This window comes from Lactobacillus sp. ESL0259, assembly GCF_003693045.1.
GTDB lineage: Bacteria > Bacillota > Bacilli > Lactobacillales > Lactobacillaceae > Lactobacillus > Lactobacillus melliventris.
Window position 1 is genome coordinate 39,823 of sequence record NZ_REHP01000006.1, and the last position, 13,077, is coordinate 52,899.

The 13,077-nt window shown below is 36.1% G+C and carries 15 protein-coding genes and 1 riboswitch; of the genes, 13 read left to right on the forward strand and 2 right to left on the reverse strand.

Annotated features, from left to right (window positions below):
* The first annotated feature begins 9 nt into the window (after positions 1–9).
* The 11 genes from F5ESL0259_RS04025 to F5ESL0259_RS04075 all read left to right on the forward strand — a co-directional run bounded on the left by F5ESL0259_RS04025 (position 10) and on the right by F5ESL0259_RS04075 (position 9,115).
* Positions 10–369 (forward strand): reductase, encoded by a 360-nt coding sequence (locus F5ESL0259_RS04025; RefSeq protein ID WP_110446055.1) that lies wholly within the window; start codon positions 10–12, stop codon positions 367–369.
* Positions 366–1,103, forward strand: coding sequence for a ScpA family protein (locus F5ESL0259_RS04030; RefSeq protein ID WP_122037561.1), 738 nt, complete (start codon positions 366–368; stop codon positions 1,101–1,103). Before F5ESL0259_RS04025 ends, F5ESL0259_RS04030 begins: the two co-directional genes overlap by 4 nt.
* Entirely contained in the window at positions 1,093–1,701 is a 609-nt protein-coding gene (gene scpB, locus F5ESL0259_RS04035) for an SMC-Scp complex subunit ScpB (RefSeq protein WP_046324796.1), read from the forward strand. Before F5ESL0259_RS04030 ends, scpB begins: the two co-directional genes overlap by 11 nt.
* A 2-nt stretch (positions 1,702–1,703) precedes the next feature.
* Positions 1,704–2,420, forward strand: coding sequence for a pseudouridine synthase (locus tag F5ESL0259_RS04040; RefSeq protein WP_046325201.1), 717 nt, complete (start codon positions 1,704–1,706; stop codon positions 2,418–2,420).
* A gap of 29 nt (positions 2,421–2,449) precedes the next feature.
* Positions 2,450–2,564, forward strand: a riboswitch (FMN riboswitch).
* Between the two features lie 82 nt (positions 2,565–2,646).
* Positions 2,647–3,333, forward strand: coding sequence for an ECF transporter S component (locus F5ESL0259_RS04045; protein WP_110446702.1), 687 nt, complete (start codon positions 2,647–2,649; stop codon positions 3,331–3,333).
* Positions 3,334–3,436: 103 nt separating this feature from the next.
* Positions 3,437–3,925: a LysM domain-containing protein gene (locus F5ESL0259_RS04050; protein WP_122037562.1), complete on the forward strand. Its 489-nt coding sequence runs from the start codon at positions 3,437–3,439 to the stop codon at positions 3,923–3,925.
* A gap of 38 nt (positions 3,926–3,963) precedes the next feature.
* Positions 3,964–4,650, forward strand: a complete 687-nt coding sequence (cmk, locus tag F5ESL0259_RS04055; RefSeq protein ID WP_122037563.1) for a (d)CMP kinase — start codon at positions 3,964–3,966, stop codon at positions 4,648–4,650.
* 60 nt (positions 4,651–4,710) lie between these two features.
* A complete protein-coding gene (gene rpsA, locus F5ESL0259_RS04060; protein ID WP_046324799.1) occupies positions 4,711–5,916 on the forward strand; it encodes a 30S ribosomal protein S1 in 1,206 nt (401 codons plus the stop codon).
* A gap of 58 nt (positions 5,917–5,974) precedes the next feature.
* Positions 5,975–7,282 (forward strand): ribosome biogenesis GTPase Der, encoded by a 1,308-nt coding sequence (der, locus tag F5ESL0259_RS04065; protein ID WP_122037564.1) that lies wholly within the window; start codon positions 5,975–5,977, stop codon positions 7,280–7,282.
* Positions 7,283–7,466: 184 nt separating this feature from the next.
* Entirely contained in the window at positions 7,467–7,742 is a 276-nt protein-coding gene (locus tag F5ESL0259_RS04070; protein ID WP_046324801.1) for an HU family DNA-binding protein, read from the forward strand.
* 116 nt (positions 7,743–7,858) lie between these two features.
* Positions 7,859–9,115: a lipopolysaccharide assembly protein LapB gene (locus tag F5ESL0259_RS04075; RefSeq protein ID WP_122037565.1), complete on the forward strand. Its 1,257-nt coding sequence runs from the start codon at positions 7,859–7,861 to the stop codon at positions 9,113–9,115.
* A 141-nt stretch (positions 9,116–9,256) separates the two neighbouring features.
* Here F5ESL0259_RS04075 and F5ESL0259_RS04080 read toward each other — a convergent pair whose 3' ends face one another.
* On the reverse strand, positions 9,257–10,144 hold the full coding sequence (locus tag F5ESL0259_RS04080; protein ID WP_046324803.1) for a YitT family protein: 888 nt from the start codon (positions 10,142–10,144) through the stop codon (positions 9,257–9,259).
* An 84-nt stretch (positions 10,145–10,228) separates the two neighbouring features.
* On the opposite strand from F5ESL0259_RS04080, the gene F5ESL0259_RS04085 reads away from it, so the two are divergent.
* The gene (locus tag F5ESL0259_RS04085; RefSeq protein ID WP_122037566.1) at positions 10,229–11,428 is read left to right on the forward strand and encodes a CCA tRNA nucleotidyltransferase; all 1,200 of its coding nucleotides are present in this window, start codon (positions 10,229–10,231) and stop codon (positions 11,426–11,428) included.
* A gap of 1 nt (position 11,429) precedes the next feature.
* Here the strand turns inward: F5ESL0259_RS04085 and F5ESL0259_RS04090 are convergent, their stop codons facing one another.
* Positions 11,430–12,095 carry a hemolysin III family protein gene (locus tag F5ESL0259_RS04090; RefSeq protein ID WP_110446703.1) on the reverse strand — a complete coding sequence of 222 codons (666 nt, stop codon included), beginning with the start codon at positions 12,093–12,095 and terminating at the stop codon, positions 11,430–11,432.
* A 121-nt stretch (positions 12,096–12,216) separates the two neighbouring features.
* Between F5ESL0259_RS04090 and F5ESL0259_RS04095 the strand changes: the two genes are divergently transcribed.
* A complete protein-coding gene (locus F5ESL0259_RS04095) occupies positions 12,217–13,077 on the forward strand; it encodes a DegV family protein (RefSeq protein ID WP_122037567.1) in 861 nt (286 codons plus the stop codon).

The following is a 13,077-nucleotide window of genomic DNA, read 5'->3' on the forward strand; positions in this document are numbered from 1 at the left end:
GGTGATTAAATGTTAATTGAATGTAAAAATGACACGGAAAAAGTAGCAATGGGTTTGTTATCCTATTTACCGGATTTTAAAAATCTCGCAAATCTTAAGGATGAAATTCAATTAAATAAAAATAGTGCTGAATTTTGTCTATATCTTTATCGGTCTAAAGATCCTAATTTTATTGGTGTGATTGGCACGCAAGCGAATAAACAATTTGTTGTCATTCGCTACATTTCATTTGCTCCTGATTTTCGCAAAGCTAAATACGAAGCAAAGGCAATACAAGAACTGGCTCAAAGTAATCCCCAAAAAAGAATTACGGCTGTTCCTGAATATATTGATCTGATTAAATATTTAAAAAAGGACTCAAAAATATGAGTGCTAATCTTACTTTGGAATTACCCAATTTTGAAGGCCCTTTAGATTTGTTGCTGCACTTAATTAAAGTACAGAAAATTGATATTTATGATATTCCGATAGCCCAAATTACCAGCCAATATTTAGCCTATTTACATCAAATGCAAAGTCTTAATTTGAAAATTGCCGGTGAATACTTTGTCATGTCATCATTGTTGTTACGCATAAAGTCTCAATCATTACTGCCGCAAAATGATTTCATAGAAAATGATGAGGAACAGGAAGATCCTAGGGATGAACTCGTACAGCAGCTTATTACCTACTCAATATTCAAAAAAATCTCGGTTTACTTTAAAAAGCGTAACGAAAAGGTTCCCATTACTGCTGCTAAAGAGGAAAGCGTGCCCCTTAGTAAAAAGATTCAGCCGTTACCTCGAGGACAAATTACTTCCACTGAATTGGCTAATACGTTTATTTTAGTATTACAAAGAATGAAGATCAGACAGCCAGATATTGTTTCGGTTGAGGTGAAAGAGACCTCTGTTAAAGAGATGAGTACTTTTTTGCAAACCGAATTGGCAAAGTGCAAAAAGGTCAGTTTTTTTGCATGTTGTCAAAAAATGAAAACTTTATCTGATGTTATTGGTTTGTTTTTAGCATTGCTTGAACTTTGTAAAAAGCAAGAATTGCGGGTAACACAAAATAGAACATTTGGCGATCTGAACTTGGAAAGAATTGATAGCGATGATAACTAAAATTGCCCAGTTAGAGGCTCTATTGTATGTGGCCGGTGATAATGGCATTGAAAGCACTAATTTGTGTGAACTGCTGCAAATTGGCAAGCCTGCACTGCGCGAATTAACTAAAAGCTTGCAGGAAAAATTACAGCAAAATTCGGATTCAGGTCTGCAAATACAGCAGCTGAACGATTCTTATAAATTAACAACCCGGCCGGAAGTAAGCAAAACAATTGAAAACTTTTTTCAAAAAGATTTAACTAAAAGTCTTAGTCAGTCCGCTTTGGAAATATTAGCAATTGTTGCTTATAAGCAGCCTATTACTCGGATAGAAATTGATGAAATCAGAGGGGTAAATTCATCTGGTGCTTTACAAACATTAATTTGGCGGGGTCTTGTAAAGATAAATGGCAAAAAAGAGGCTCCGGGACACCCTAATTTATACGTGACCACTGACTATTTTTTGCAGTATTTTGGTTATCAAAGTTTAGCCGATTTACCTCTAATTGAAGATTTTGAAGATGATAGTGTTAATGCCGAAGGTGAAATCGATTTATTTGCGGCTAAGGGTCAAGCAGATAAGAATATTGCTAAAACTCAAAAAGGAGAATCATAATGGTGTTAGAACGATTACAAAAAGTAATTGCTGAAGCTGGAATTGCTTCACGACGCAAGGCTGAAAAAATGATCACCGCAGGGCGGGTGACAGTTGATGGTAATGTAGTTACAAAATTAGGTACTAAGGTAGATACATTTAGTAATATTACCGTTGATGGTGAACCAATTGAGCGGGAAAGTTTGCACACATACCTTTTTTATAAACCGCGTGGGGTGGTATCGACTGCCAGCGATGACAAAGGCCGAAAAACCGTTGTTGACTACTTTAAAGAATTGCCCTACCGCTTGTACCCAATTGGCAGACTAGATTATGACACGTCAGGTTTACTCTTGATGACCAATGACGGAGAGCTTGCAAATTTATTGATGCATCCACGCAATAATGTAGCCAAAGTATATGTTGCTAAAATTACGGGTGTGCTTTCTCCTGCAGAAATCAGTCAGCTTACCCACGGAGTAAAAATTGATCGTCATAGATGTGCTCCAGCTAAAGTTAAAGTAATTAGAACTGACCGCAAAAAAAATAGCCAAATAGTACAGTTAACTATTCATGAGGGGCAGTATCATCAAGTAAAAAGAATGTTTAAGGCCGTTCATCATCAGGTTAAAAAATTAGCACGTGAAAGATATGCCTTTTTAACCCTGGATTCTCTGATTTCCGGAAGTTTTCGCGAATTATCCCATGAGGAAGTTGACAGATTAAAAGACGTAGATTAAGATGGTATTTGAAAATTAAATATTAAGTTTGTTGTCTTCATGGCAGGGTGAAAATCCCGACCGGCGGTGAGAGTCCGCGACCCACGAAAGTGGTGGAATCTATTGTGATACCGATAGTTAAAGTCTAGATGAAAGAAGACAGACTAAACTAAAAGCCAAGATCTTTAGCTTACTTTTACTCGGTCTGTTGCTAGAAGCAGCAGACCGAGTTTTTTTGGAGGTAAGAATTTTGCAAAGAAAAGGCAGAAATAATTTGGTCAATATAGTAGCATATACTTTAATTGGAACAATTGCATATGTGTTAATGCTTTTGGAAATACCATTGCCTGTCACCAGCTTTTTAAAATTTGATTTTTCTGATGTTGTAATTACTATTGGTACTTTTTTATTTGGTCCATTACCCGGCATTTTCATCGCGTTTGTGAGAATGCTAATTAATTTAATATATAAAGGTTTTGCGCTACCAAGTTTAGTGGGTCAATCTGCGGCCTTTTTAGCATCAATTTCATTTGCTTTGCCGTTTTATTATTTGACTAGAAATATCAATAAAGATGAAAAGAGTTTTACTAAAAAACATTTAAAACCAATCTTAGGTATAGTTCTTGGCATTATAGCGATGGCTTTTGTTTTGTCAGTTTTAAATGCTCTGGTTTTAACACCTTTTTATGCAGCAACTACAGTACCCAATTTGCCAACTATTCATGGTTATTCAGGTTTACTGGCATTTACTGAGAAAGTGTACTTGGGCAAATTGCTTCACATTCCTTCAATGAGTGCCTACATTTTTGGCATTATTGTGCCGTTTAATTTATTAAAAGGCGCAATAAATGGTACGGTGGTTTACTTACTGTTTGAAACTGTTTTGAGAACAATCAAACCATTTGTCAGGAAAAACTTCAATTTAAAAAACTAAAATCAGAAATTATGAAATCGGTCTATTAAATGACCGATTTTTTTATCCACTTAAATGGTAAATATGCTAAAATTAAACAAGTTAGGTAAGGAGGCTTTTTAAGATGACTAATAATCCTAAGGGACCATATCAACATTATAAACGTCCGCAAAAAACCAGAGTTGAAACATACAATTCTGTTTCTAAAGGTTGGATTGTACTCATTGTTTTACTTATAATGATACTAATTGGCCTTGTTCCAGTAGTACATCATTTAGCAGCGAATAATAATTCAAGTAATAAAATAGTTGAAGTACGCAAAACTCATAAAAAAGCTGCCAAAAAAGCAAACGTTAAAGCTTCTCCTGCAAAAAACAAACTTGTCGAAAATAAAACTAAGAGCAAACCGAAGGCAAAACCCAAACCTAAGGTTAAGCAAAAAAGGAAACACGCAAAAACTAAACCCAAAATTAAACAATATATAGTTCAAAGTGGAGATTCTTTAAGTAGTATTGCTCGTCGTTTTAAAATTTCTGTTGGTCAGTTAGCTGAGTTAAATCAACTTGACCCTAACAGTCAGGTGGATATCGGACAAGTATTGCGTATCAAATAATTTAGAAAGGATAGGGACTGCAGTCCCTTTTTTATTGAATGCAAATAGCAATTGATGGACCAGCTTCAGCTGGAAAAAGTACAGTAGCAAAGATAATAGCTCAAAAATTGAACTTTACGTATATTGATACGGGAGCAATGTACCGTGTTTCTACCTGGTTAGCACGTGAACACAAACTTAGTTATAGCGATGAAAAAGGCATATTGGCTGCTATTGACAAAGAAAAAATTGAACTGAAAAACGAAAATGGCCAACAAAAAGTTTTTGCCGGCGATAAGGATATATCTCAAGATATACGTACACCGGATATTTCTGCTCACGTTTCTCAAGTATCAGCTTTGGCAGGTATCAGAGCTAAAATGGTCAGTTTGCAAAGACAAATGGCCGGTCAGATGAATGTAGTGATGGATGGTCGTGATATTGGGACCACGGTTTTGCCTGCAGCTGACGTTAAAATCTTTTTAGTTGCGTCTGCTCATTCTCGAGCCCAAAGAAGAATGCTTGATTTTAAAGAAAGGGGAATTAAAACTAACCAGTCCCTTGAAGAAATTGAACAAGACATAGCGGAAAGGGATTATAAAGATTCGCATCGTAAAATTTCACCATTAAAAAAGGCACTTGATGCTATTGAAATAGACACAACTTCTATGACTATAGACCAGGTAGTTAATGCAATCTTATCTGAAATTAAAAAAAGTCAAAAAAACTATAAAAAAAGGGTATAAAACAGTAGAAAAATATCAAACTTTCATTTAGAATTAGAGTATGATATTGGGAGGTAAATAATGTCAGAAAACAGTAATCAATTTTTAGATGCATTAAAGCAAATGCAAGGAGTTGAGGTCGGAGATATTGTAGATGTTGAAGTCTTAGACGTTGAAGAAGGTCAAATCGATGTTGGTGTTGAAAATGCCGGTATTGAAGGTGTAATTCCTCGTCGTGAATACACTTCAGATCGCAACGTTGACCTACGTGAAGCAGTTAAACCAGGCGATAAGCTCAAAGCTTTAGTTTTAAGAAAAGCCGGCGGAGACAAAGAGAATGGTGAATTTTTCTTCTCAGTTACCCGCTTGAAGGAAAGAGAAGCTTACGATGAACTGCAAAAAGATTTTGAAGCCGGAAAGACAATTGAAGGCACAGTTACTTCTTCAGTTCGTGGTGGTTTGTTAGTAGATGTAGGCACTAGAGGATTTTTGCCTGCGTCATTAATTTCTAACCGTTATGTTTCGGATCTTAAGCCATTTATCGGCAAAACCATGAAACTTAAAATTACTGAAATTGATCCAAGTAAGAACCGCTTAATCCTTTCTCACAAAGATTTAATTGAAGAAGAACGTGAAGAAGCTTTTGACAAGGTTGCATCACAATTAGTTGTGGGTGATGTTGTTGAAGGCAAGGTTTCCCGTTTAACTAATTTTGGAGCTTTTGTTGATGTTGGCGGTGTTGATGGTTTAGTCCACATTTCCGAGATCTCATACAAACATGTTGATAAGCCAAGCGATGTTTTAAAGGCTGGTCAAGATGTCAAAGTTAAAGTAATTGGTATTGATGATGATAGACATCGCATCTCCCTTTCAATTAAGCAAACTGAACCTTCTCCTTTTGAACAAGCTACAGCTGACTTACACGAAGGCGATGTGTTTGAAGGCGAAGTTAAATCTTTAACTAACTTCGGTGCTTTTGTTGAAGTTGCTGATAATATTCAAGGTTTAGTTCACGTTTCTGAAATATCATATAAACACGTAGACAAGCCAAGTGATGTTTTAAAGGTTGGTCAAAAAGTTAAAGTCAAGGTCTTAAACATTGACCCTGGTGAGCATCGCATTTCACTTTCAATGAAGGCTGCTGAGCCCAAGAACTCTGAAAATGAAGGCAATCGTTCACACAGTTCATATAACCGCAATTCAGTAAATAAAAAATATATGAACAATGATGACAGCGGCTTTGCTTTAGGTGACATCATAGGTGACCAATTAAAAGATCGTCGTTAATTTAATAAAAAAGCCGACTCTTAAGTCGGTTTTTTTATTTGTAAAAGGAGGCTGAAAAATGGTTTTACCCGTAGTTGCAATTGTAGGACAGCCTAATGTTGGTAAATCAACGCTTTTCAACCGGATTATTAATCAACGGTTAGCAATAGTTGAAGATAAACCTGGCGTGACTAGAGACCGTAATTATGCGCAAGCTGAATGGTTGGGGCACAAATTTGATTTGATTGATACTGGTGGAATAACTTGGGAAAATAGTAATATTGAAGAAGAAATAAGAGCCCAAGCTGGAATAGCAATTGAAGAAGCTGATGTAATCATCTTTTTAACTAATGTTGCTAATCACGTAACAAATCTTGATGAGCGCATTGCCCAAATGCTTTATCAAACTAAGAAGCCAGTGATTTTAGCTGTAAATAAAGCTGATAATCCAGAGCAGCGGATGGACATTTATGATTTTTATAGCTTAGGTTTTGGCGATCCTATTCCTGTTTCAAGCGTGCATGGCACGGGTATTGGAGATTTGCTGGATCAAATAGTGCAAAGTTTGCCTAAAGACTTGAAGCAAAATGAGAAGGAGCAAATTTCTTTTAGTGTAATAGGTCGGCCTAATGTAGGAAAATCATCAATTGTCAACCGCCTTGTCGGAGAAAATCGTGTAATTGTTAATAACGAAGAGGGAACGACCCGTGACGCAGTTGATACCCCTTTTGAAACAGATGGTACTAAATTTAGAATTGTTGATACAGCTGGTATAAGGCGCCGGGGAAAAGTTTACGAAAAGACTGAAAAATACTCAGTAATGAGAGCAATGGGTGCAATTGAGCATTCTGATGTAGTCTGCCTAGTACTTGATGCCAGCACAGGCATTAGAGAGCAGGACAAGCATGTTGCTGGATATGCCCACGATGCTGGAAGAGGAATTATTATTGTTGTCAATAAATGGGATTTGCCTAAAAAGACAAGTAACAGTGGCAAGGATTTTGAACAAATTATTCGTTCAGAATTTCAGTACCTAGATTATGCTCCTATTTTGTTTGTTTCAGCAAAGACGGGGCAGAATCTGGCTATAATTCCGGAGATGGTTCGAAGAGTTTCTCATAATCAACAACAAAGAATTAAATCCAGCGTTTTAAATGATCTCTTACTAGAAACAAGTAAGTTAGTTCCAACGCCTATGATTAAAGGAAAAAGATTACGAGTTTACTACATGACGCAGGTAGCCACTAATCCACCAACTTTTGTCGTATTTGTCAATGATCCTGAATTAATGCATTTTTCATATCAGCGCTTTTTAATTAACCAATTAAGGGAGAATTTTGACTTTTCCGGCACTCCCATAAAAATTATTGCTCGAAAAAGAAAATAGTTTGTATCTACCAAAGATATAAAAATCACTTTTTTAGAAATAATTGCTTGTTGTATCAAGGGTTTTGTGCTATTTTAAAATCAAGGAAAAAGTGATTTCAATAATCATTTATTCCCTGTTCCTCAATTGAGGAATTAAATAAGGATCTTACTAAGAGATTCAAGTTACAGGAGGTGAATTCCCAATGGCAAATAAGGCAGAATTAGTCACTGAAGTTGCAGCAAAAGCTAAATTAACTAAAAAAGATGCAGCTACAGCAGTTGATGCAATTTTTAGTTCAATCCAAGAAGATCTTGCTAAAGGCAAAAAAGTACAATTAATTGGCTTTGGTACTTTTGAAGTACGTAAGCGCGCAGCTCGTAAAGGACGTAATCCACAAACAGGCGATGAAATCCAAATTCCAGCAAGTGTTGTACCTGCATTTAGACCTGGTAAAGCTCTTAAGGAAGCTGTTAAATAGCTCAATGACTTTATTTAAAAGATGGTGGCTTAATTCGCCATCATCTTTTTTGTTTGATATTATTTGTAGCTGTAATTGACCTGATCGGCTAAAATAAAATAATGGAGGAATGAAAAATGAGCTATTCGGAAAAGCTGCTTGACGCAATTGAGCGGCAAGATTTTTCTCAAGAAAAGTCATTATTACAAAAAGCCTTGGACAAAGATGAACCAGAGATTTTAGCATCACTGGCTGAGAATTTGGTGGGATTAGGATTTACCGATCTAGCAAAGGAAATTTATCGCAGTTTAATTGCCCGTTTTCCCAAAGAAGACTTATTTAAAATTTATTTAGCTGAGATATTATTAAATGACGGTCAAGATGATGATGGTTTAACTTTGCTTTATAACATTAGTCCTGACTCCTCCGCCTATCTTGACAGCTTGCTTGTTCAAGCTGACTATTATCAGACTAACGGTCTGCTTGAAACGGCCTATCAAAAATTGCTAGCAGCTGAAAAAATTGCACCTGATGAAGATGTCGTAAAGTTTGGTTTGGCTGAACTCGATTATCTGAGTGGCCATTATGAACAAGCACTTTCCAGATACCAGGATTTGTTGAAGCGTCATAAAACATTTAGTGAAGTCAATTTAAATGACCGTCTGTTTCAAACTTTAGCCAAATTAGGTCGTTACGAAGAGGCAGGGGAAGTAATTGCTAAAAATGGCAATGATATTCTTGATATTGACAGTAAGTATCAGGCTGCCTTGGTAATGTTAACTCTGCATAAAGATGACCAGGCAATTAAGTATTTGAATGAAGTAATCGATCAAAGTCCTGATTATGTTAATGCTTACAGGTTGTTAACTACAGCATATGAGCATAAAAACGATAACGAACAAGAATTACGCTCGGCTCAATTAGGAATAGCATATAATGAACTTGACCCCGTTCTTTATAAAAAAGGAGCACAAGCAGCTGTTAGGTTGAATGACTTAGATACAGCTAAAAACTTGTTACAAAAAGGAATAAAAAAACTTCCTGAAAACTTTGATTTGCGTTTGCAGTTATCTAATCTTTACGTTAGAGAAAATGACAATGAAGCAAATATTGCTCTTTTTGCCCAGGTTGACGATGAAGACTTAGAACCACAGGTTCACTGGAATTTAGCTCTTTCTTACCAAAATTTGGATCAAAGTGCAAAAGCAAAAAGTGAGTTTTTATTAGCCTATCCAGAATTTAAAAATAATAGTGCTTTTTTAAAGCAAATGCTACTATTTTTTAATACCGAACCCAATTCTCAAGACATCGTAAAGGAATTATTAGAAGCCTATCTAAAACTCGAACCCGAAGATACTGAGATGCAGGAAATGTATGATGAATTACTGTTATAATTGCTAAATTAATATGATTACCTGGATTTGAAAAAAACAGATAGTTTTGTAATCATCCACCTTAGATTTAATAATTTAAAAAGGCAAATTAACTTAGTTGCGAAAAACTTGAGTTATTTGCCTTTTTAAATCTTTATGAAGCTATTTCCTAATCAGAAGGTGGTGGCTTTTTTGTTTATAAGTAAAGCCTTCGCCTAAAACCTCATGAACTTCAATAACGCTTACAAATGCCTGGGGATCTTCTGCAGCTATTAATTCTTTTACTAGGGGAATTTCTCTGGGAGAAACTACTAAGTAAATTACTGGTCTTTTAGTTTTTTTATAACCACCACGAGCCTCAAGATAGGTGAAACCGCGATCCAGCTTTAAGTCAATCATTTTTGCAATTTCTTGATAATGATCAGAGATAATAAGCAGACCACGTGCAGAATATGCACCCTGTTGAACTGCATCCATAACACGTGACAGAATAAACGCGGCTACTAGGGTATACATGATATGTTTGAGGTCAAGGTATGTTAAAGAAGATAATAAAATAATGGTATCGCAAAACAGTAAAACTTTGCCAGAAGATATGCCATATTTCATTTGCATAATTCTGGCGATAATATCTGTACCACCTGACGTACCATTAAAACGAAAAACTAACCCTAACCCAATGCCAGAAAGCGTGCCCGCCAGAATTGCTGACAAGAAGAGGTCGTGTTCTAGGTTTAATTGAGATATAATAGGAATTAAGCGCCAGAACCATAGGAAAAAGGACAGCCATAATGTTCCCCAAATAGTATAGGCCAACAGTCTTTTGCCCATAAAACGATATCCTAGGATGATTAGCGGTATATTAAGTAGTAAGGACGATAATCCCATATTAATGCCCCAGAAGTGTCTTAATAACAAGGTAATACCGCTGATACCACCATCTGTGAGTTTATTTGGTACTGAAATCATGTCAAGGCTGAGAGCATAAATCGCACAGCCAATCATAATCATTAACAGTTCCATAATGCTTTTTTTGTTAATTTTTTGCATAATAAAAACTTTCTTTTCTAAACCATTACCTTAAGACTACCATAAATTAAAGACAAAAAAACTAATAAATGAGTTGATTTAATAATGATGAAAATAAATAATTTACCAGCTATTTTTACAGCAGCTTTTCCGGTACTTCAACAGTTAGAACAAGCAAATTATGAAGCATATTTTGTTGGTGGTTCTGTTCGCGACCTGCTTTTAAAAAGGCCGATACACGACATTGATATTGCCACGAGTGCCTATCCAGAAGAAGTTAAACAGCTTTTTCCTAAGACAATTGATACCGGAATTAAGCATGGTACAGTTACCGTTTTGCATGGCGGTTCAAGCTATGAAATAACTACCTTTAGAACAGAATCAGGTTACCAGGATTTTCGCAGACCCGATCATGTTACTTTTGTGCAAAATTTAGCTGAAGATTTAAAAAGGCGTGATTTTACCATTAACGCTTTAGCGATGAATAGAAAGGGTGAAATAATTGACCTTTTCAACGGCATAGGAGATTTACAAAAGCACCTCATTAAAGCAGTAGGAGATCCAATGAAGAGGTTTCATGAAGATGCTTTACGGATGATGAGGGCTGTTCGTTTTATGAGTCAGCTTTGTTTTGACCTGGAACCTCAAACTGAAAAAGCCGTAATGGATATGCATCAACTATTGCCCAAAATTTCAGTTGAACGAATTCGTGATGAGTTTGTCAAAATGGGTACCGGAATGAACTCACGCGCAGCTTTCAAAGTGTTTTTACGGACGAAATTAAGTGAGGGTGTGCCGGATTTTGCTGGTAAAAGTGAGTTGCTGGGGATCTATCCCAAACTGAAATTTAACCCAAGTATGGAAACCAGTTTGTGGGCTATCATAATCATTTTATTGAAAATTACTGATAATCAGATAACTCAGTTTATGCGTGATTGGAAAAATTCAAATGCCATGACGGAAAAAGTTAAAAAAATTGTAAATTTGTTTGACTTAATTTCTGCAAAATCTCCTTCTGACCTTGAATTATTCAATGCTAGTAAAGAGACTCTCCTTAACACTATTGATGTAGCTCACATTTTAGGACAACCAATCAATTCTGAGGCTTTAGTAGATCGCTATACAGCATTGCCGATTAAATCAATGTCTGAACTTGCCATTGACGGGCAATTCTTAATAGCTAATGGCGTAAAGCCAGGACCAAACTTAGGACAAATACTTAATCAAATAAAGCAAAAAGTCATTGCAGGTGAATTAGTCAACTCTGAAGATGATATTCAAGAATATTTAGAGCAAATTAAGTAATTCAAACGTACAGTAGTACGGAGAAAAACATTAGGGTTGAGCCTAAAATAACGAATAGATGCCAGATTACATGAATAAAGGGAATACCTTTCATTGTGTAAAAAAGGGCACCAACTGTATAAGCTACGCCACCGCCAACTAAAAGCCAAAATCCCGTGGGACTGAGACGAACATAGAGGTAGTTGCCAGCCAAAATTACGAGCCAGCCCATTGCGACATACAAAATAGTATCAAGTATTACATGCTTACCCCTATTAAAAATATAGTAAATGATGCCAAATATAGCGATGATCCAAACCAAACTGAACAGTAAAATACCCCATTTACCACCAATGGCGACTAATGAAAAAGGGGTATACGAACCGGCAATTAGCAGAAAAATTGATGAGTGATCAAAAATTTGAAAAACATTGCGGGCGCGGGTAAAAATTAAACTATGAAAAAGTGTAGAGAATAAATATAGGAGAAGCAAACAGGAACCATAAATAGTAAAAGTGACGATTCTTAAGAGGCTATGGGTTGAAACTGCTTTAATGATTAACAGAACTAGACCTGCTACTGCTAAACAGAAGCCGATACCATGGGTGACAGCACTTAAAATGTTATCTACTAAGTAGTATGTTTTGGATCTTTGAGCAGGTTCCTGCCACAATTTTTGCAATTTCATCATGAAACAGTTTGTTCGCTTTCTTTTATTTACAAGTTTTTTTGCTATAATGATTTATAATTAATACAGTTCACATTCTATCATAAATGAGAACATCTAAGCAGAATTGAGGGCGAGTACGTTGTCAGAAATTAAAATTTTGACTGATTCTTCCGCGCAGTTAACGCCAGAAGAAATAAAAAAATATCATATTACCGTTGTGCCTTTGTCGGTCACAATTGACGGCAATACCTATATTGATGGAGTGGAAATAACCAGACAGCAATTTGTCCAAAAAATGAGCGAGTCTAAAAAGTTGCCAACCACGAGTCAACCACCAATCGGAACAATAGTTGATACCATTAATGAGCTGACTAAAGATGGCAGTGAAGTCATCGGCATTTTTCTAGCCAAAGTGTTAAGCGGAACAATTGATGCTGCTCGTCAGGCTGTGAAATTAACGGGTAAATCTGATCTGGTTCATATTGTTGACTCTGAATTGACGGATCGTTCTGAAGGCTTTCAGGTTTTGGCTGCTGCACGCGATATAGCTGCAGGCAAAACTATTCCTGAAATTTTAGCTCATATTGAAAAAATTAAAAAAACTCAGCGTTTGCACTTACTAGTTGTTAATTTAGAAAATGTTATTAAGGGTGGACGTTTGGGTCCCTTAGCCGGCAAAATTGTGAACATGCTTAATATCAGAATTGAATTGCAGATGCCCAATGGCCATTTGAAAATTGCTAAAAAAGGTCGCGGCAAGAAGTTCTCTTTAGCTTTTGATAAGCGCATTTTAGATGAGATCGAAGCTAATAAAGAAAAAATTAAAGAAGTTGGCATATCTTATGTCGCAAATGGTAGTACGCCGCAGAAGCTTCTTGATTTAGCCCAGAAAATTAAAGATATCAATTCCAAAATAGATGTTTTGGTGAGAGAAACCAGTCCTATTATTGCTACACACGCAGGGATGGGTGCTTACGCAATTTTGTATTATACGGAGTAG

What these genes read in the sequence shown, in the direction of transcription:
- F5ESL0259_RS04090 (WP_110446703.1), bottom strand. Translation starts at nt 12,095, where the DNA reads ATGAAATTGCAAAAATTGTGGCAGGAACCTGCTCAAAGATCCAAAACA.
- scpB (WP_046324796.1), top strand. Translation starts at nt 1,093, where the DNA reads ATGATAACTAAAATTGCCCAGTTAGAGGCTCTATTGTATGTGGCCGGT.
- cmk (WP_122037563.1), top strand. Translation starts at nt 3,964, where the DNA reads ATGCAAATAGCAATTGATGGACCAGCTTCAGCTGGAAAAAGTACAGTA.
- F5ESL0259_RS04025 (WP_110446055.1), top strand. Translation starts at nt 10, where the DNA reads ATGTTAATTGAATGTAAAAATGACACGGAAAAAGTAGCAATGGGTTTG.
- der (WP_122037564.1), top strand. Translation starts at nt 5,975, where the DNA reads ATGGTTTTACCCGTAGTTGCAATTGTAGGACAGCCTAATGTTGGTAAA.
- rpsA (WP_046324799.1), top strand. Translation starts at nt 4,711, where the DNA reads ATGTCAGAAAACAGTAATCAATTTTTAGATGCATTAAAGCAAATGCAA.
- F5ESL0259_RS04085 (WP_122037566.1), top strand. Translation starts at nt 10,229, where the DNA reads ATGATGAAAATAAATAATTTACCAGCTATTTTTACAGCAGCTTTTCCG.
- F5ESL0259_RS04030 (WP_122037561.1), top strand. Translation starts at nt 366, where the DNA reads ATGAGTGCTAATCTTACTTTGGAATTACCCAATTTTGAAGGCCCTTTA.
- F5ESL0259_RS04080 (WP_046324803.1), bottom strand. Translation starts at nt 10,144, where the DNA reads ATGCAAAAAATTAACAAAAAAAGCATTATGGAACTGTTAATGATTATG.
- F5ESL0259_RS04070 (WP_046324801.1), top strand. Translation starts at nt 7,467, where the DNA reads ATGGCAAATAAGGCAGAATTAGTCACTGAAGTTGCAGCAAAAGCTAAA.
- F5ESL0259_RS04050 (WP_122037562.1), top strand. Translation starts at nt 3,437, where the DNA reads ATGACTAATAATCCTAAGGGACCATATCAACATTATAAACGTCCGCAA.
- F5ESL0259_RS04075 (WP_122037565.1), top strand. Translation starts at nt 7,859, where the DNA reads ATGAGCTATTCGGAAAAGCTGCTTGACGCAATTGAGCGGCAAGATTTT.